The sequence below is a fragment of the [Bacteroides] pectinophilus genome, assembly GCA_025146925.1.
Lineage (GTDB): Bacteria > Bacillota > Clostridia > Lachnospirales > Lachnospiraceae > Bacteroides_F > Bacteroides_F pectinophilus.
In genome coordinates, this window is record CP102260.1 from 406,049 (window position 1) to 423,379 (window position 17,331).

Consider the following 17,331-nt stretch of genomic DNA (forward strand, 5'->3'; position numbering starts at 1 on the left):
AGCCGTGGTACCATATAGACAGTTTCAGAAGGGAGGCTGGTCTACATGATTAAACGAGAAATTTATATGAGCCGTATCCGTCCTTTTATCGGAAATGAGCTGATAAAGGTTCTGACAGGGATTCGCCGTAGTGGAAAATCTGTCATGCTGAGCCTGATCCAAGAGGAACTTGCCCAAAACGGGGTCCAACCAGAACAGTTTATTTCCCTGAATTTTGAGAACATGAGCAATGCACACCTTTGTACGGCTGTTGCATTGCATGATGAAATCCTTCGCAGAACAAAAGAAATCAGCGGCAAGGTTTATCTGTTCTTCGACGAAATCCAAGAGGTGGCTGATTGGGAAAAATGTATCAACTCTTTCCGGGTGGAGCTGGATTGTGATATATACATTACCGGTTCCAACGCCAAGCTGCTTTCCGGTGAGCTTGCCACTTATCTTGCCGGACGGTATGTGGAGTTCGTGATTTACCCGTTTTCATTCAGAGAGTTTATGGAGCTGTATCACACCGTTTACGAAGGTGCAGACGAAAGACAATGCTTTACAAAATATCTGACGCTGGGAGGAATGCCCTATTTGAGCAACCTTCGCTACGACGATGCCGCCAGTCGTCAGTATTTGCGGGACTTGTTCAACTCCGTAGAGCTGAAAGATATTATCAAGCGAAACAATATCCGTGATGTGGATATGCTGGAGAGAATTATTGCTTATATAACTTCCAACATCGGCACTACCTTTTCTTCCACAGCCATTTCCAAGTATCTGAAAAGTGAAGGGCGCTCCGTTTCACCAGAAACGGTACTGAACTACATCAAAGCCTGCACGGACGCATTCCTGTTTTATCAGGTGAAGCGCCAAGACCTCCAGGGAAAGAAAATCCTGACCGTCAACGAGAAATACTATGTTGCAGATCATGGTGTCCGGGAAGCCGTGTACGGTGGCAACATGAAGGACATTAACCTTGTCCTTGAAAATGTTGTCTACATGGAGCTGCTGCGCCGTGGTTATTCTGTGACTGTTGGGAAAGTCTCTGACAAGGAGATTGACTTCGTATGTGAAGATCATGGGAAAAAGCTGTATGTTCAGGTTTCCTATCTACTTGCCTCGGAGGAAACCATCCAGCGTGAGTTTGGGGCGTTTGCCGGTGTTCGTGACAATTTCCCGAAATACGTTGTAACGATGGACGAACTGGATATGAGCCGAGATGGAATCAAACACCGCAATATTCGTGACTTCCTGCTGGCAGAGGAATGGAACTGAAATGTTCTTCTTTCACCAGAAGATATGCAGAAGTTCTTCCAATGCCGAGAATGAAAAAACAATGGTGCCTGACACAATAAATATTATGATATGTCTGTATTTAACCGCTGTATAGAAACCGGGAATGTTCTCTTAATACTGGAATGTTGGCAGGATGTCCACCCGGCGCTTGTCAGTATCCCAGTGAAATGGGAATACAGCTCGCCGTATGGACTTTTGTATGCTCTGAATCCGCCGGATGATGTTATGCAGTTTGAAAACAATGGTGCCTGACACAATAAATATTGTATAAATGTCAATGCTGTTGTGGTACATGTTGTATTCTGCGTAAATGGTATTCATGTTGTGTCTCCTTTAAACCAATAAAAATATAGAAGCATTTCAATCAGTTCACAATGTCACTTTTATTTTGTGTTATACTGTTTTATATAATTTTCTTGCCCTTGTTTTTGCCCTTATCAGAGTTCGTAAACACTGGTGGGACGATATAACGCAAGGGAAACAATAAGGGAAAGCTCACCTGCGATAAACTTTGTGTTTTCAAGGGATTGAGAGATATTTGATAATAAAATATAACAGTTATTAAATCCCTTGGAATATATGAAATCTCAATTCCAGTTTTTAGAATTGATATAGCTTTGATATAGCTTTGATATGAAAGGAAATCCTATGAGTGATGCAATAAAAAAGGCTTTGGGAAATTTGGAAGAAATAGTGCCGACTGGTGCTGATGGTTCTTATTATCAGGGACAGGAATTGGCTGAAAAAAAGTGTCAGGAAGTAGCTGCATTTCCCGGAATTGATACATTATATAAGTTGTATGCAGTGTTGAGAAAAACGTGGACAGCAGAGACGGCATATCCGTCATGTCAAGCAGAATGGGTTTCAACCGATCCTTCATATGGGCAATGTGCTATTACAGCAATGCTTGTTTATGATATGTTTGGAGGAAGTATTCATCGCATCAGAGTGAACGGAGGAGGAACACATTATTTCAACAAAATTGATGGATGTTATGTCGATCTTACCCGTGAGCAATTTGATTTATACGATATTCCGATAGCATACGAACCTAATGAGCAAATGAAAAGAGAGTATTGCGGAAAGAATCCTGACACTAAAAAGCGATACCATCAGTTACAGAAAAATATTATTCGTTATTTGAAGAACGAATGAAACACCCTCCAGTTTGCAAAGCTATCGCTAATTGAATATCTGATTCGGTTGTGCATCCTTTAATCCGCAGATTGCCGCCATCACAGCCATGTGCAGCTGTGCCGGAGTTGCTGGAACTTTATTCTGTGTGCTGACTTTCAAACGGCGATCTTTTGCATTGAAATAAGCACGATAATTCTTGACCTGTTTTCGCATGACCGGATTCGATGTAGGCCACATCTCATCCATCCAAATGGAAATTAGGTCTGTTCGGAACTCCTCGCTGTAAAGTTCTATATCCAAAAGTCAGTTATCATCCGGGTGATTATAAACACACGGACTGTAAACCGGATAATTCGTGGTCAAATCATTCACAGTAAGCAGCTTCTTCACAGAAAACGGATTGTTCCCGGTCAGTGCAATCACTTTTGAATTCCGGCACCTTTCAGTGTTATCCAGCATTTTATTGTCGTTATCCGGCATAATCGAGGTCATTGAGGTCATAATCGAGGTCAACGAGGTCATGATCTCAATCAATATGGACATACAAATCAACTTCACCACTATATGCCCCGATTACTAATTTTTCGCCTGATATTCCAGCTCCAGTTCATCCGCCAAATATGCGTCACTCATGCAGTGCATATCTGATACACCGTCCCGTATCAGCTGATAAACCTCGGAATGATAGAAAAAGTCCAACGCCGCATCCAGTGAAAGTCCCTGCTGTTTTGCAAAGCACTCAATCACACGGCTATATTTTTTCTGAAGTAAAATCGGATTTGCGGTCATAGTCTTTAACTCCCTTCAAAATGCAGCAAAGACAGTGCTTTTTCTGTACGGAAACAGATTTGCATGTTCGGCTTTTCATAACGTAACCGATTGATTGCTTCTGCTTTATCAATCAGTCCGTCAAAGAACAGCTCCACAGTATTAAACACCTTGTCATTGGCAACACCGCCAAGTACAAGATCGTAATCTGTCATATCTTTTCCACTACGGCAATTCAAAATAAAGTCAAGCCATTCCTCGGAATAAGAATCGAATTTCAAAACTTTCAATTCCGTTTCCCGGCTCTCATCATATTCATATTTTGAAATAATACCGTCTTTCCCTCGGCGTTTGAATTTCCCACACCACTTCGCAGCCTGCTCATACAGCGGCGTGACATAAAAGCCACGCCCGAAGTCTACGTTGGGGCGGGAATGAACCAAATCCGGCTGTGCAATATCTAAAAAAGAGCCATGATAGAGAATCATACTTCCACACCCCTTTCTTTCATCACATCAAGGAGGTCATCTACGATATATTCCCGGCTCTGAGTGTGCAGCACTTCATATTCCGGCACAATATAGCCGTTCAGAATATCACTCTTTTCGGTAAATGCCTGATAGACACGTTCTGCATCCACACCCAGCTTTGCCGCAACATTTTCAATGCAAAATACGGCAAACTCAAGCTCATTGGAATTTTTAATCTTATCATCTGCCATCAGCAAGCCCTCCTTTACTTTATTTTAGCCAAAACATCCCGGAAAATTGCATAATTCTTTTTCGCGCCGTCGTCCAGGTCGATGTCAGTCTGCTTTTTGTCCAGCTTCACACGCTCGCCGGTGGAAGCATTGGCAATCGCTTCATCGGAAAGTCCTTCGCTCATCAGCTTTGCGGTAGAACGCATCTCGTAGAAAAGGAACGGTTCTCTGATTAAAGACGCAATATAAGGATAAGAATGATCCATGATGCCGTACCTCCTTACTGTTCCTCTTTTTTATCAGGAACGAACTCCATGATGTCTCCAACATCGCAATTTAACACTGTACAAATCTTTTCTATAATATCCATGCTGACATTTTCATCTTTCGACAGTTTCGACATTGTTGATGTACTTAAACCAGTCTGCAAACGTAAGTCTTTTTTAATCATGTCTTTATCAATCAGCATTTTCCACAGCTTTTTGTAGCATACTGCCATATTGTCACCTCTCACCATTATTCCTGCTCAAAGCTGAGTATTCTCGTTGCTTTCTCTATCATAGCACAGAAGTGCGAGTAGTACAACCGAGATAATAAAATTACAGATTTCTATTCTGCAAGCTCGAACTTGAAATTCGTTTTTGTAATTCAAGCCGCATCCAGGTCAGAAACATAGAACAATAATCGAATAATTCTGTATGTTTTTCCACATACTAACTCCAAAGTTAATATATAGAAGAAAATTGGAGGAAGATTATGAAGGCAACAGGAATCGTACGTCGTATAGATGACCTCGGAAGAATAGTCATACCTAAGGAAATCAGAAGAACACTCAGGTTCCGGGAAGCTGACCCGGTTGAGATATTCACGGGAACGGACGGAGAGATTATTCTTAAAAAATATTCACCTGTAGGTGAACTTGGTGAATTTGCAAGACAGTATGCTGATGCATTGGCACAGACATCAGGACATATAGTATGTATAACTGACAGGGACAGAGTTATTGCAGTGTCGGGAGGTGACCGCAAGAGCCTCCTTGGAAAAGAAGTAAGCAGAGGACTTCAGAATGTAATCGAAGACAGGATGAATCTCTGTACACAGCGCTCCGACAAGGAGTATGTGGACATTACGGCAGGGCAGACGGACAATCAGGAAGATTATGCATGGCAGGCAGTCAGCCCGATTCTTTGTGAGGGCGATGCCATAGGTGCAGTCATAATCACAAGCAGGGATGCAGGAAGCAGATGTACTGAGACGGAGAGCAAGCTTGCACATTCCGCAGCGGCATTTCTTGGCAAACAGATGGAATCGTAGTACAATATAATAATACTACCGGAAATGAGGATAAGTAATGAATGAACAGTATATAAAAGAACACTATGGCTTTGAGGATGTAAGAAATGTCGTAGCTAAGTTACGGGACAAGGACGGCTGTCCGTGGGACCGCGAGCAGACACATGAGAGCATAACAGGGTGTCTGCGTGATGAGAGTGAAGAGGTAATTGAAGCAATAGAGAACAGGGATTATCTTAATCTCCGGGAGGAGCTGGGAGACCTGCTGCTTCAGGTGCTTCTGCATGCAAGAATAGCTGAAGAAAATGGAGAATTTACACTTGAAGATGTGATAGACGAGCTGGGACATAAGCTTGTCAGACGCCATCCGCATGTATTTGGCGATGAAGGGCAGCTTAACGATGCCAAAGCAGGACATACAAGGTGGAATGATGTTAAGAAGAAGGAGAAGCTTGACCGCATAAGTGAGTATGAGCAGTGGATATCCGATGGCAGGCTTGAGCCGCAGGTGCTTGACAGATATAAGAAGATGCTTACGGACAAAGGCCTGTTATAAATCTATACCGCCGGCACTTATATAATATGTTGAAAAAAGCGTAAAATGCGCGGTTAAGTATTGACAAAAATGTCAAATCTTCTTGACAAAAGGGGCTTAAATAGTATAATTAAGCTAGTTGGGCGTGTATCAACAAATAATAACTATAATCCGAATGAGGAGGAGTTCACTAAGATGAATAAGACAGAGTTAGTTGCAGCAATGTCAGAGAAGTCAGAATTGACAAAGAAGGACAGCGAGAAGGCATTAAAGGCATTCATGGATGTCGTTGCAGAAGAGCTTAAGAAGGATGAGAAGATCCAGCTTGTAGGCTTCGGTACATTCGAGGTTGCCAAGAGAGCAGCAAGAACAGGTAAGAACCCACAGACAGGCAAGGCTATTAAGATTCCTGCTACAAAGGCTCCTAAGTTCAAGGCTGGTAAGGCACTTAAGGATACTGTTAATAAGTAATTCATCAGAATTAGTTATAGTTTATGAAAGATGCGCCGGGACACCTGTTCCGGCGCATCTTATGTTATTACAATTATTGAATGGACAGGAACGGAGTAAGTATGAGACTTGACAAATATTTAAAAGTATCACGGCTTATCAAACGCCGTACGGTTGCTAATGATGCATGTGATGCAGGACGTGTTATTGTCAATGACAAGGTCGTAAAAGCATCATATGATGTTAAAGAAGGCGATGTGATTGAGATTCAGTTCGGCAATAAGTCGGTAAAGGTCCGTGTTACGGATATAAGAGACACAACTAAAAAAGAAGAAGCCAAGGATATGTTTGAATATATCTGATAATTATTCATAATCCCGGAAGGACAGGTATATATTTATAGTAAGATGTTGGTCCGGAGGGATTATGATGGATGAGAAGCCAAAGCTTGCAAGAAAGCATTCACTTGATATGGAGAACAGGGAGAAGGCAAGGATAACCGGTGTTAATGACGTTATCTCATTTGACCTTGAGAATGTTCTCCTTGAGACGGATTACGGCATGATGACAATACATGGTGATGACCTTCATGTAAGGCGTCTGTCGGTGGAAAAAGGCGAAGTGGATGTTGACGGGCGTATAGATGCAATTCAGTATTCGGATGTCAAAAGCTATGCTAAGAAGGGCAGTTCTGTGATGTCGAGGCTGTTCGGGTGAGCACGCTGATAACGTGGGAGTGGGGATATCTGCTTGCTTCCATGATGTGGGGGATGGTGCTTGCGGGATGCTATGACATTATAAGGGTATTCAGAAGGGTTGTTGTCCACAGGGGCGTCCGGTGGATTTTTGCAGAAGATATGGTATACTGGATGTGCAGCGGATTTGTGATATTTCACGTTACATTTCTTATAAATGACGGAATTATAAGAAGTTTTTCGATTGCAGGATTTGCGATGGGAGCCGCGATATACAGGGTGGCAACACATAACTGGCTTGTTGACATGCTTGCGGCATGTATTAATTTTTTGCTGATTCCATTGAAAATGTTAATAAGATATTTTAAAATGTTATTAAGTTGGATTTTTAAAGTGAAGGTGACATTGGATGAGAAAGTTCGAGACAAAACAGGGAAGACAGGCGAGACTGAAGAGACAGAGACGCTCTAACATACTGGCTATGGCAGCAGCAATTGTGGTTGTGCTGGTGCTGAGTATTGTTGTGTTTACCGGCAAGAGATCGCTTGATGCCAAAGGAAGAGAATATAATTCGCGGCGTGAAGAACTGTCACAGCAGATTGCCGAGGAAGAGTCCAGAAGCCAGTCACTTGAGGAATACAAAAAATATGTCAAAACCAAGAAGTTTGTTGAAGAGATTGCCAAGAATAAGTTTGGACTGTTATATCCTGATGAGATAATCTTCAGGTCTGAAGGTTCGGGCAGATAATTGAAGCGCATTACAGGACGCAGCCGCATGGCTGCGTTTTTTGTCGACCAAATGTAAAGGCAGCACAAGTCATTTTGACAAAACATGCAGTCGCTTAACTGTATAATGTCATGAAGAAAACGGCGGAATACATACGCCGGTAAGACTATAAGCGACTATAAGCAGACTGGAGTTTGACAGATGGAGACATATGACATTAAGATTGCATACTCAAAGGGAAAGCTGGAAGAATCAGCAAGAACATTCAGAAGGTTAAGTGAATCATGTGCCGATTGCGAGATAGCCAATGAACTTTCGGTAATGGCGGAAGTGATTGAACACTGCCTTGATGCAGGGGAAGAGCTTAAGGAGCCGGCTCCGCAGGTAAGGGGGAGTATAGAAAAAAGGCTTGCAAGAAGGGGAATCCGTGTGAAAAATATGTGTGTCCTGGCAGCCAATGACAGGCCGATAGAGATAATAATGCAGGCAAGAACTGCCAGAAAAGGCAATATAAGTGCTAAGGAGATATGCAAATGTCTGGAGAATATTCTTGGAATTGATTTTGAACCGTCAGAGGTGAACAGAAGGCTTGTCAATGAGACATATCATGATTATATATTTGTGCAGAGTCCAAGGTATCAGACGATAGTCGGCAAATGTTTTGTTACTTCTGATATGGACGGTGTATCAGGGGATAACTATTCGGTTGAATATCTTAGCGGTGGAAAACTTGCGGTTACGATTGCGGACGGAATGGGCAGCGGTGCAAGGGCAAGGAGTGAAAGCGGCGTTGTTATAGAACTGCTTGAGCAGAGCCTTGATGCGGGCTTTGATGCAAGGGCTGCGATAGAGCTTATAAATGCTGCAATATCGGCAGGAAGGCGCGAATGCCATCCGGTGACTGTTGATAACTGCCTTATAGACAGATATTCGGGAATAGCGGAATTTATAAAGCTTGGTGCGGCGTCAACATTTATAAAAAGAGACGGATGGGTTGAGATAATCCGTTCCACAACATTGCCTATAGGAGTGCTTGAAAGGATGGACTACGACGGAACATCCAAAAAGCTGTATGATGGAGATTATATAATAATGGTCAGCGATGGTGTCATAGAGGCTCTTGACGGAGATGACAAGGAAGAACAGATGGTGAGGATTATACAGAATATAGATGTGCGCGTGCCGGATGTGATTGCAAGTGACATAATAGAGGCGGCAATACAGGGAAAGACTGGGATAACGGATGATATGAGTGTGATAGTCACAGGGATATTTGACACACAAATTAATCTGTAATAATATGTTGCAGTAATATGTTTGCAGTGAGTGTGGATACGCAGCGATTAGGTACAGCAGAATGGGGATTGACGTGGATTTTACGGATAAAGTTTGCAGATACATAAAAGAAAATAAGATGATTAGTGCAGGAGACTGCGTGGTTGTCGGACTGTCCGGCGGAGCTGATTCAGTGAGCCTGCTTATGGTGCTTGGCAGCCTAAAGGAGAGGATGGCGTTTGAACTTAGGGCACTTCATGTTAATCATGGCATACGCGGTGAAGAGGCAATGCATGACGAGCTTTTTACGAAAGCACTCTGCGACAGGCTTGGAATCAGGCTTAAGACGGTTCATATAGATGTCCCGGCACTTGTGCAGGAGACACATATGTCATCTGAGGAAGCAGGAAGGCATGCGCGTCAGGACGAATTTGCAAGGCTGTGTGCCGAGATAGAAAAAGAAAAGACTGTGGACCGGGAATCAGGACAGATACCGGGACAGACAGGCAGGCGTGTGGTAGTTGCGCTTGCGCATCACATGGATGACCAGGCAGAGACGGTTCTTCATAATCTTGTGCGCGGAAGTGCGCTTAAGGGGCTTGCGGGAATGTCACCTGTGAATGTTATGTATGGCACCTGTGATGGCGTAAGAACAGGGTATACAATAATAAGACCGCTGCTTTGTGTGAGGCGCGCGGCAATAGAAGAGTGGCTTCGCGGGCATAATCAGGAATATTGCACGGACAGTACCAATCTTGGCAATGATTATACCAGAAACCGCCTGCGCAATACGATTATTCCAATGCTTAATGACATGGTGAATGCCAATGCGGTAAGCAATATAGCGTCTGCGGCAGCATTTGCGAAAGAAGCGCAGGATTATATAAACAGGCAGGCCGAGGCTGCATTTGCCCAATGCGCAGATGTGCGTGAGCGTGAGACTGTAATAGATGCAGTAAGGCTTTCACAATATGACAGGATTATAAGAAAATATGTAGTGCACATGGCTATAGCATCAGAAGCTAAAGCGGCCAAGGATATATGCGCGGTTCATGTGGAAAGTGTTGAAGCGCTTATCGAGGCCGGAACCGGAAGCAGTGTGGATATTCCGTATGGCCTTAAGGCAAGGCGCAGGTATTCTGAAATAGTAATACAAAAAGCTGATATGAAGTGCGATGGGCAAAACGGCGGCGTGGATGAACATGATGGCCGCTGGTACTCAAAAAACGGATGGTATGCGGCTGATCGTATTAATTTGCAAAAAAATGCACATTCATTCCAACAAAATGACTATACGAAATTAATTGATTATGATAAAATAAAATTTAATCTGCAATTAAGAACAAGACAGGAAGAGGACTTTATCTGCGTGTACAGTGATGGACGGAGCAAGAAGCTTGGCAGGTTCATGATTGAACAGAAGATACCCGCAGAATACAGAGACAGGGTGCTTGTTGTGGCAGACGGCAATGAAATCGTATGGATAGTCGGATTCAGAATGAGTGAGCGTTATAAAGCGCAGGATACGACAATAAATACAGCAATGATAAGTGTCGGGAATGAATCAGGAGGAGACGATGGAGAAGATATCAGAATTAATCAGCCAGAAGGCGGTGGAGACAAGAATAGCAGAGATAGCAGAGCAGATTAATAAGGAATATGAAGGCCGTGACGTGCATCTTATATGTATACTCAAGGGAAGCCTGTTCTTCACATGTGAACTTGCCAAGAGACTTACGATGCCGGTAACGATAGACTTTATCCAGGTCTCAAGCTATGGCTCAGGTACGGTCTCAAGCGGCAATATTAAGATAAAAAAAGAACTTGATGAGAGTATTGAAGGAAGAGATGTAATTGTAATCGAAGATATAATTGATTCGGGTAATACATTGTCCAGACTCGTACCTTATCTTCAGAAGATGGGACCGGCATCACTTAAAATCTGTACACTGCTTGATAAGCCGGACAGGCGTGAGGCAGATGTGAATGTTGATTATAACGGGTTTGACATACCCGATAAGTTTGTAGTGGGATATGGACTTGACTATGATCAGAAATACAGAAATCTTCCGTACATAGGTGTAATTGAGTTCGTTGATTAAGATATGCCGTATATAGAAATGTCAGATAGAGGAGAATCAGATGAATAATAACAGATTTAATGGCATGTGGCTGTATCTCGTGATACTTCTTATAGCTGCATGTGCAGTATTCTCATTACGCGGGGCCAGGTCGGATGAGCGTACGCAGTATTCGTATCAGCAGCTGACTGAGGATATTGAAGATGATAATATAAACAACATAATTATTCAGCAGAATGAGCAGGTCCCTACGGGAAAGCTTACGGTAACTCTTAAGTCATCATCAGATGGTGCTGACAGAGTCATGTATGTGTCAGATGTCAATGCAATACAGGAATTGCTTAATTCCAATGGGGTTAGTTACCAGATGAGGGATGTCAAGGTTGAGAACTCATGGCTTTCAATTCTTCTGCCATGTGCAATGTCACTTATTGTGGTGATATTCCTGTTCTTTATGATGACAAGGCAGGCATCAGGCGGAAGCAATGCCAAGATGATGAATTTTGGAAAGAGCCGTGCCAAGATGATTATTAATCCTGACAAGCTTGTTAAGTTCAGCGATGTTGCCGGACTTGATGAGGAAAAGGAAGAACTGGAGGAGATAGTTGATTTCCTTAAGGATCCGCAGAAGTATACTAATCTTGGAGCAAGAATACCTAAGGGTGTAATACTTACAGGTGCTCCGGGTACAGGTAAGACAATGCTTGCCAAGGCAGTAGCGGGAGAGGCGGGAGTGCCGTTCTTTAGTATATCCGGTTCTGATTTTGTTGAGATGTTTGTTGGTGTAGGTGCATCAAGAGTCAGGGATCTCTTTGACGATGCCAAGCATAACGCTCCGTGTATAGTATTTATCGATGAGATAGATGCGGTCGCAAGAAGGCGTGGAACCGGAATGGGCGGCGGACACGATGAGAGGGAGCAGACACTCAACCAGATGCTTGTTGAGATGGACGGATTCGGCGTTAATGAAGGCATTATCGTAATGGCAGCAACCAACCGTGTTGATATCCTTGATCCTGCAATCTTACGTCCGGGACGTTTTGACCGTAAGATTGTCGTGGGAAGACCTGATGTTAAGGGCAGGCTTGAGATACTTAAGGTTCACGCACGTAAGAAGCCGCTTGGAGATGATGTTGATCTTGACAGTCTTTCGAGAACAACAGCAGGCTTTACCGGAGCAGATCTGGAGAATCTGCTTAATGAGGCTGCAATATATGCAGCTAGGAACGGTCGCAGATATATAAGTAATTCAGATGTTAATTATGCATTTGTCAAGGTTGGCATCGGTGTTGAGAAGAAGAGCAGAATTATATCGGAAAAAGAGAAGAAGATTACGGCTTACCATGAGGCCGGACATGCAATACTGTTCCATGTTCTGCCTGATGTCGGCCCTGTCCATACAATATCAATCATACCTACAGGACTTGGGGCAGCAGGATATACAATGCCGCTCCCTGAAAAAGATGAGATGTTCAACACTAAGGGCAAGATGATTCAGAATATAATTGTAAGCCTTGGCGGACGTGTCGCTGAAGAGCTTGTGTTTGATGATATCACAACAGGAGCTTCACAGGATATTAAGCAGGCGACACAGACTGCACGTTCAATGGTGACCAGGTATGGATTCTCCAAGGAACTTGGACTTATTAATTATGATGATGACAGTGATGAGGTATTCATCGGAAGAGACCTTGCACATGCAAGACCTTACAGTGAGGCTGTAGCAGGCAGGATTGATGATGAGGTCAAGGAGATAATAGACGACTGCTATAAGCAGGCATCGGATATAATTGCAAAGCACCGCGATGTTCTCGACAGATGTGCGGAGCTTCTTATAGAAAAAGAAAAAGTTACAAGGGAAGAATTTGAGGCGCTGTTTTAACATAAAAATGTATTGGCAGGTATTGCAACAGGTCATATGTATTTGAGTGTATACAACAAATTCGACATTTTGTACAAAAAAATATGTCAAATTTTGTTACATTTGTGACCACTTACAGTAGGCGCGATGCTATAATAAATATCGTAAAAACCCCCCAATACATTATTTATATATTACACCCCATAATAAGTGAAATACCTTCTCCAAAAAGGACAGCCTGCAACGCTGTCCTTTTTGCATGTTTTTTTGCATGCTTTTTTACAAGTCTTTTTACACAGTCTTTTTTACAAGTTACTTTTTCCCTTGAATTATCCCCCGTTTCGTTATAAAATTAATCTGTATATGTTGTAGTTTTGGAAGGAGAGCGGTCCCGATCTATGCGAATTACTAAGAATTTTGATGGCATGACGGTTTGTGAGAAGAGACTTAATTATCTCATGAATGTTAAGCCTATACTTAATATACATGCCATATTCAGTGATGCAGGTCCGGAATACAGAATTCCACCAGAGCCTGATAAGGATGAGAATGTGAAGCTTAGGCTTAGAACAGCAAGATACAACATCGACGAGGCCTGCGTTGTGGTTAACAATAACAGAATTGCCATGCACAGGACATTTTCTAATGAGCTGTTTGACTTCTATGAGGCAGATATTAATGTCGGAAGTGAGAAGCTTTATTATTACTATGAAGTACGTGTTGGAAAGGTTGTATGTTATTATAACCAGATTGGCGTTATGAGAGATCTTAACCCATTCTACAATTTTCAGATAATGCCGGGCTTTAAGACCCCACAGTGGGCTAAGGGTGCTGTCATGTATCAGATTTTTGTTGACCGTTTTTGTAATGGGGATAAGACCAATGATGTGCTTACTAATGAATATGCATATATCGGTCAGCATGTTGAACGTGTAGAGGAATGGGATTCAAGACCTAATGAGATGGATGTGCGCCGTTTCTATGGCGGTGATCTTCAGGGCGTTATGGATAAGCTTGATTATCTTCAGGATCTCGGTGTTGACGTAATATATTTTAATCCATTATTTGTGTCACCGTCTAATCATAAGTATGATATTCAGGACTATGATTATATAGACCCACATATCGGCAGGATTACAGATGATGGCGGAAGCCTGCTTGACGAGGGGGATAATGACAATACAAAGGCTTCAAGATATATAAAGAGAGTTACGGGAAAGAATAATCTCGAAGCAGGCAATGAATTCTTTGCGCAGCTTGTGAGCGAAGCGCACAGAAGGAATATGAAGGTCATTATTGACGGAGTTTTCAATCATTGCGGTTCGTTCAACAAATGGCTTGACAGAGAACATATATATTATGCATCAGAGGAGAACTATGAGAAGGGGGCATATGTAGACCGCAACAGCCCTTACCATGACTTCTTCAAATTCTACGGGGATACATGGCCTGATAATAATTCATATGACAGCTGGTGGGGCAATGATACGCTTCCGAAGCTTAATTATCAGGGATCACCAAAACTTGAAGAATATATACTGAGAATAGCAGCTAAGTGGGTATCGGCACCGTATAATGTCGACGGCTGGAGACTTGATGTGGCGGCAGACCTTGGATATGGTACGGAGTACAACCATGAGTTCTGGCGTAAGTTCCGTAATGTCGTGAAGAAAGCCAACCCTGATGCGCTTATTCTTGCTGAGAATTATGGAGATTCATATGACTGGCTGCAGGGTGACCAGTGGGATACCATAATGAATTACGATGCATTTATGGAACCTGTTACATGGTTTCTTACAGGAATGCAGAAGCACAGCGATGAGTTCAGGCAGGATATGCTTGGCAATGTAGACAATTTCTTTGGCGTAATGAATCACAATATGGCAAGAATGGGAGGACAGGCAGTTGGTATTGCCATGAATGAACTGTCTAACCATGATCATTCAAGATTTCTTACAAGGACTAACAGGACTGTCGGCAGGCTTGCATCAAAAGGTTCGGATGCTGCATCCCAGGGCGTCAATAAAGCCGTATTTATGGAGGGAGTAGTTATTCAGATGACATGGCCGGGCGCACCGACGATATATTATGGTGATGAAGCCGGTGTATGTGGATGGACCGATCCTGATAACAGAAGAACATATCCGTGGGGACATGAAGACAAGGAACTTATAGCATTTCACAGGGATATAATAGCTGTGCACAAATCAAGTCCTGCACTTATGCATGGATCATATAAGATGCTTGTCGCAGAACATAATCTTATATGCTATGGAAGATTCTGCGAGGATGATGTGGTTATCGTAGTCATTAACAACGGTGATGACGAGCGGCGTGTGAATATACCGGCATGGCAGACAGGACTTACTTCGCATGATGATGTGGAGCAGGTGCTTGTTACGTATGATGGCGGATATAGCACGGAACGTCTTGGATACAGTGTGCCGGGGGGATATCTGGATCTTGGATTAAGAAGAACATCTGCGGTAATACTAAGAAAGATACAGTATTAGATTGGAGAATATATGGATAAGAGAGATAACGAATTAAACAATATACAGAATTCACAGGCAGGTCAGGAGAGCAGGCCTAAGGCTGACGGAATGAGAGAGCCGAGAAGACTTGCTAAGTCAGTCCCACCTTCATCGGGAACACCGAGACGTCAGCGCCCGCAGGGACAGCAGGCAAAGCAGGGCGCAGGAAGCGCATCTTCGGGCGCGGCGAGACGCCCACGTCAACAGGGACAGCAGAGCGGAGAGAGAAACGCTGACGGACAGGGAAGAAGCCCTCAGAGACAGTCGGGACCGGGACAGAGCAGACCGAGAAGAATGCCTAATCCCGGCGCACAGGCGAAGAGAGCTGAAGGACGCAGATATATACCTCTTGATGAGGCGGATGACAGTCGTTTTACCGACATTAAGCTGAATAAGAAGATGCGTACATGGAACAAATACAAGAACTATATATTCGGCGGTATCGCAATTATAATTCTTGTGGTAATAGTGGCATTCAGTGTCCGTTCATGTGCCAATGACAAGAAGCAGGAGGAAGAGTCACTCTATTCAAAGCCTTCAATGGGACCGCTTCAGGTAACACAGGGAGCTGATACCCAGACTCAGACACAGGCATCGACAGAAGTGCAGACGACACAGGCAGCTACACAGGCAGCGGGAGGAGTTGTATCCACTACTAAGACGGCTGCGGCTGAGGACTTTACAAGTGAGGCATCATACAGCAAGAGTGTATTTATTGGCGATACAATTGTATCGGGAATGGAATACTATAAGTATCTGGGCTCAGATAAGATAATAGCTGATACTAATCTTACTGCATCAAAAGCAGCGGATAAGGTGAGCCAGCTTGCATCATCTAATCCTGAGAAGGTCTATATCATGCTTGGACTTAATGATCTTAACTACAACTCCAAGACTGTAGACTCAATTGCACAGGATTTTGCAAGTCTTATTACACAGATTAAGCAGACAGTTCCAGCAGCAAAGATATATCTTGTTTCTGTAACACCTATAACAAAGGCATGTGAGAGCAAGAGCAGCATTTACATTACAATGAGTAATGTTGAGGCACTTAATGCAAAGTTAAAAGAGGTTGCGGCAACATCAGGGGCAACATTTACGGATATTAATTCTGCATTCCAGGATTCTTCGGGATATCTTAATTCGGCAGTGACAGGCAATGGATATAACCTTAAGAATGAGTATTACGGATTCCTTCTGAATACGCTTGCAGAGATGACTAAGTAAGAGCGGAGCACGTGAGATGAATTTTCATGTATTAACATTGTTTCCACAGATGATACTTGACGGGATGAATACAAGTATTATGGGGAGGGCAATCAGCAAAGGAAAGCTTTCTGTTGATGCTGTGAATATCAGGGACTTTTCAACCAATAAGCATATGAAGGTTGATGACTACACATATGGAGGCGGGGCAGGAATGCTTATGCAGGCTGCTCCGGTATGTGCGGCATATCGTTCGGTTGAAGAGAGCATAGGAAGGAAGCCGAGGGTTGTGTATCTTACACCGCAGGGACGGGTGTTTAACCAGCAGATGGCATGGGAGCTTGCGCAGGAGGATGAACTTGTATTCCTGTGTGGACATTACGAAGGTATTGACGAGAGAGCGCTTGAGATGATAGTTACGGATTATGTATCTATAGGTGATTATGTTCTGACAGGCGGTGAGCTTCCGGCTATGGTTGTTATGGATGCCGTGGCGAGACTTGTGCCGGGTGTGCTTAATAACGATGAGTCAGCTCAGTTTGAAAGTTTCCACGACAATCTTCTTGAGTATCCGCAATATACAAGACCTGAGGAATTCGAGGGCAGGAAAGTTCCGCCGGTTCTTCTGTGCGGTGACCATGCTAAGGTTGAAGCATGGAGACTTGAACAGTCAATTGAGAGAACTAAAAAGTTCAGACCGGATCTGTACGAAAAGTACAGACAGGAACATCCGGAAGATACAGCAGGTAAGAAAAAGAGATAAGAGTGATATAGACTAGACAGGGAAT

At 43.2% G+C, this 17,331-nt stretch carries 22 protein-coding genes; 16 read left to right on the forward strand and 6 right to left on the reverse strand.

Annotated elements, in window-relative coordinates; translation table 11 throughout:
• The first annotated feature begins 45 nt into the window (after positions 1-45).
• Together NQ488_01825 and NQ488_01830 are read left to right on the forward strand one after the other, a co-directional pair.
• Positions 46-1,260, forward strand: coding sequence for an ATP-binding protein (locus NQ488_01825; protein ID UWN96073.1), 1,215 nt, complete (start codon positions 46-48; stop codon positions 1,258-1,260).
• A gap of 669 nt (positions 1,261-1,929) precedes the next feature.
• Positions 1,930-2,436 (forward strand): hypothetical protein, encoded by a 507-nt coding sequence (locus NQ488_01830; protein ID UWN96074.1) that lies wholly within the window; start codon positions 1,930-1,932, stop codon positions 2,434-2,436.
• Between the two features lie 27 nt (positions 2,437-2,463).
• Here NQ488_01830 and NQ488_01835 read toward each other — a convergent pair whose 3' ends face one another.
• From NQ488_01835 to NQ488_01860, 6 genes are all read right to left on the reverse strand, one after another.
• Positions 2,464-2,718: a hypothetical protein gene (locus tag NQ488_01835; GenBank protein UWN96075.1), complete on the reverse strand. Its 255-nt coding sequence runs from the start codon at positions 2,716-2,718 to the stop codon at positions 2,464-2,466.
• A 276-nt stretch (positions 2,719-2,994) separates the two neighbouring features.
• Positions 2,995-3,207: a DUF3791 domain-containing protein gene (locus NQ488_01840; protein UWN96076.1), complete on the reverse strand. Its 213-nt coding sequence runs from the start codon at positions 3,205-3,207 to the stop codon at positions 2,995-2,997.
• 5 nt (positions 3,208-3,212) lie between these two features.
• Complete coding sequence (locus NQ488_01845) at positions 3,213-3,674, reverse strand: DUF3990 domain-containing protein (protein UWN96077.1); 462 nt, start codon at positions 3,672-3,674, stop codon at positions 3,213-3,215.
• Positions 3,671-3,910 (reverse strand): DUF3791 domain-containing protein, encoded by a 240-nt coding sequence (locus NQ488_01850; GenBank protein UWN97081.1) that lies wholly within the window; start codon positions 3,908-3,910, stop codon positions 3,671-3,673. The genes NQ488_01845 and NQ488_01850 overlap by 4 nt, the downstream gene beginning before the upstream one ends.
• A gap of 11 nt (positions 3,911-3,921) precedes the next feature.
• Positions 3,922-4,152 (reverse strand): DUF1819 family protein, encoded by a 231-nt coding sequence (locus NQ488_01855; protein ID UWN96078.1) that lies wholly within the window; start codon positions 4,150-4,152, stop codon positions 3,922-3,924.
• Between the two features lie 14 nt (positions 4,153-4,166).
• Positions 4,167-4,385, reverse strand: a complete 219-nt coding sequence (locus NQ488_01860) for a helix-turn-helix transcriptional regulator (GenBank protein UWN96079.1) — start codon at positions 4,383-4,385, stop codon at positions 4,167-4,169.
• Positions 4,386-4,642: 257 nt separating this feature from the next.
• Here NQ488_01860 and spoVT point away from each other — a divergent pair, with 257 nt between their 5' ends.
• The 14 genes from spoVT (at position 4,643) to trmD (ending at position 17,306) form a co-directional block, all read left to right on the forward strand.
• Positions 4,643-5,200 (forward strand): stage V sporulation protein T, encoded by a 558-nt coding sequence (spoVT, locus tag NQ488_01865; GenBank protein ID UWN96080.1) that lies wholly within the window; start codon positions 4,643-4,645, stop codon positions 5,198-5,200.
• A 37-nt stretch (positions 5,201-5,237) separates the two neighbouring features.
• Positions 5,238-5,735, forward strand: coding sequence for a nucleotide pyrophosphohydrolase (locus NQ488_01870; GenBank protein ID UWN96081.1), 498 nt, complete (start codon positions 5,238-5,240; stop codon positions 5,733-5,735).
• A 174-nt stretch (positions 5,736-5,909) separates the two neighbouring features.
• The gene (locus tag NQ488_01875) at positions 5,910-6,185 is read left to right on the forward strand and encodes an HU family DNA-binding protein (GenBank protein UWN96082.1); all 276 of its coding nucleotides are present in this window, start codon (positions 5,910-5,912) and stop codon (positions 6,183-6,185) included.
• Positions 6,186-6,286: 101 nt separating this feature from the next.
• Positions 6,287-6,526: an RNA-binding S4 domain-containing protein gene (locus tag NQ488_01880; protein UWN96083.1), complete on the forward strand. Its 240-nt coding sequence runs from the start codon at positions 6,287-6,289 to the stop codon at positions 6,524-6,526.
• Positions 6,527-6,593: 67 nt separating this feature from the next.
• The gene (yabP, locus tag NQ488_01885) at positions 6,594-6,881 is read left to right on the forward strand and encodes a sporulation protein YabP (protein UWN97082.1); all 288 of its coding nucleotides are present in this window, start codon (positions 6,594-6,596) and stop codon (positions 6,879-6,881) included.
• The gene (locus NQ488_01890) at positions 6,878-7,330 is read left to right on the forward strand and encodes a spore cortex biosynthesis protein YabQ (protein UWN96084.1); all 453 of its coding nucleotides are present in this window, start codon (positions 6,878-6,880) and stop codon (positions 7,328-7,330) included. Before yabP ends, NQ488_01890 begins: the two co-directional genes overlap by 4 nt.
• Positions 7,269-7,607, forward strand: coding sequence for a septum formation initiator family protein (locus NQ488_01895; protein ID UWN96085.1), 339 nt, complete (start codon positions 7,269-7,271; stop codon positions 7,605-7,607). The genes NQ488_01890 and NQ488_01895 overlap by 62 nt, the downstream gene beginning before the upstream one ends.
• Before the next feature lie 180 nt (positions 7,608-7,787).
• Positions 7,788-8,882, forward strand: a complete 1,095-nt coding sequence (locus NQ488_01900) for a SpoIIE family protein phosphatase (protein ID UWN96086.1) — start codon at positions 7,788-7,790, stop codon at positions 8,880-8,882.
• Between the two features lie 73 nt (positions 8,883-8,955).
• Entirely contained in the window at positions 8,956-10,512 is a 1,557-nt protein-coding gene (gene tilS / locus NQ488_01905) for a tRNA lysidine(34) synthetase TilS (GenBank protein ID UWN96087.1), read from the forward strand.
• Complete coding sequence (hpt, locus tag NQ488_01910) at positions 10,439-10,963, forward strand: hypoxanthine phosphoribosyltransferase (GenBank protein UWN96088.1); 525 nt, start codon at positions 10,439-10,441, stop codon at positions 10,961-10,963. Before tilS ends, hpt begins: the two co-directional genes overlap by 74 nt.
• A 40-nt stretch (positions 10,964-11,003) precedes the next feature.
• Positions 11,004-12,824 (forward strand): ATP-dependent zinc metalloprotease FtsH, encoded by a 1,821-nt coding sequence (ftsH, locus tag NQ488_01915; protein UWN96089.1) that lies wholly within the window; start codon positions 11,004-11,006, stop codon positions 12,822-12,824.
• Positions 12,825-13,201: 377 nt separating this feature from the next.
• Positions 13,202-15,316 (forward strand): glycoside hydrolase family 13 protein, encoded by a 2,115-nt coding sequence (locus NQ488_01920; GenBank protein ID UWN96090.1) that lies wholly within the window; start codon positions 13,202-13,204, stop codon positions 15,314-15,316.
• 12 nt (positions 15,317-15,328) lie between these two features.
• Positions 15,329-16,564, forward strand: coding sequence for a GDSL-type esterase/lipase family protein (locus NQ488_01925; protein ID UWN96091.1), 1,236 nt, complete (start codon positions 15,329-15,331; stop codon positions 16,562-16,564).
• A 16-nt stretch (positions 16,565-16,580) separates the two neighbouring features.
• Positions 16,581-17,306, forward strand: coding sequence for a tRNA (guanosine(37)-N1)-methyltransferase TrmD (trmD, locus tag NQ488_01930; protein ID UWN96092.1), 726 nt, complete (start codon positions 16,581-16,583; stop codon positions 17,304-17,306).
• The last annotated feature ends 25 nt before the right edge of the window (positions 17,307-17,331 follow it).

What these genes read in the sequence shown, in the direction of transcription:
- NQ488_01825 (UWN96073.1), top strand. Translation starts at nt 46, where the DNA reads ATGATTAAACGAGAAATTTATATGAGCCGTATCCGTCCTTTTATCGGA.
- NQ488_01830 (UWN96074.1), top strand. Translation starts at nt 1,930, where the DNA reads ATGAGTGATGCAATAAAAAAGGCTTTGGGAAATTTGGAAGAAATAGTG.
- NQ488_01840 (UWN96076.1), bottom strand. Translation starts at nt 3,207, where the DNA reads ATGACCGCAAATCCGATTTTACTTCAGAAAAAATATAGCCGTGTGATT.
- NQ488_01845 (UWN96077.1), bottom strand. Translation starts at nt 3,674, where the DNA reads ATGATTCTCTATCATGGCTCTTTTTTAGATATTGCACAGCCGGATTTG.
- NQ488_01855 (UWN96078.1), bottom strand. Translation starts at nt 4,152, where the DNA reads ATGGATCATTCTTATCCTTATATTGCGTCTTTAATCAGAGAACCGTTC.
- NQ488_01860 (UWN96079.1), bottom strand. Translation starts at nt 4,385, where the DNA reads ATGGCAGTATGCTACAAAAAGCTGTGGAAAATGCTGATTGATAAAGAC.
- spoVT (UWN96080.1), top strand. Translation starts at nt 4,643, where the DNA reads ATGAAGGCAACAGGAATCGTACGTCGTATAGATGACCTCGGAAGAATA.
- NQ488_01870 (UWN96081.1), top strand. Translation starts at nt 5,238, where the DNA reads ATGAATGAACAGTATATAAAAGAACACTATGGCTTTGAGGATGTAAGA.
- NQ488_01875 (UWN96082.1), top strand. Translation starts at nt 5,910, where the DNA reads ATGAATAAGACAGAGTTAGTTGCAGCAATGTCAGAGAAGTCAGAATTG.
- NQ488_01880 (UWN96083.1), top strand. Translation starts at nt 6,287, where the DNA reads ATGAGACTTGACAAATATTTAAAAGTATCACGGCTTATCAAACGCCGT.
- yabP (UWN97082.1), top strand. Translation starts at nt 6,594, where the DNA reads ATGGATGAGAAGCCAAAGCTTGCAAGAAAGCATTCACTTGATATGGAG.
- NQ488_01895 (UWN96085.1), top strand. Translation starts at nt 7,269, where the DNA reads ATGAGAAAGTTCGAGACAAAACAGGGAAGACAGGCGAGACTGAAGAGA.
- NQ488_01900 (UWN96086.1), top strand. Translation starts at nt 7,788, where the DNA reads ATGGAGACATATGACATTAAGATTGCATACTCAAAGGGAAAGCTGGAA.
- hpt (UWN96088.1), top strand. Translation starts at nt 10,439, where the DNA reads ATGGAGAAGATATCAGAATTAATCAGCCAGAAGGCGGTGGAGACAAGA.
- ftsH (UWN96089.1), top strand. Translation starts at nt 11,004, where the DNA reads ATGAATAATAACAGATTTAATGGCATGTGGCTGTATCTCGTGATACTT.
- NQ488_01920 (UWN96090.1), top strand. Translation starts at nt 13,202, where the DNA reads ATGCGAATTACTAAGAATTTTGATGGCATGACGGTTTGTGAGAAGAGA.
- NQ488_01925 (UWN96091.1), top strand. Translation starts at nt 15,329, where the DNA reads ATGGATAAGAGAGATAACGAATTAAACAATATACAGAATTCACAGGCA.
- trmD (UWN96092.1), top strand. Translation starts at nt 16,581, where the DNA reads ATGAATTTTCATGTATTAACATTGTTTCCACAGATGATACTTGACGGG.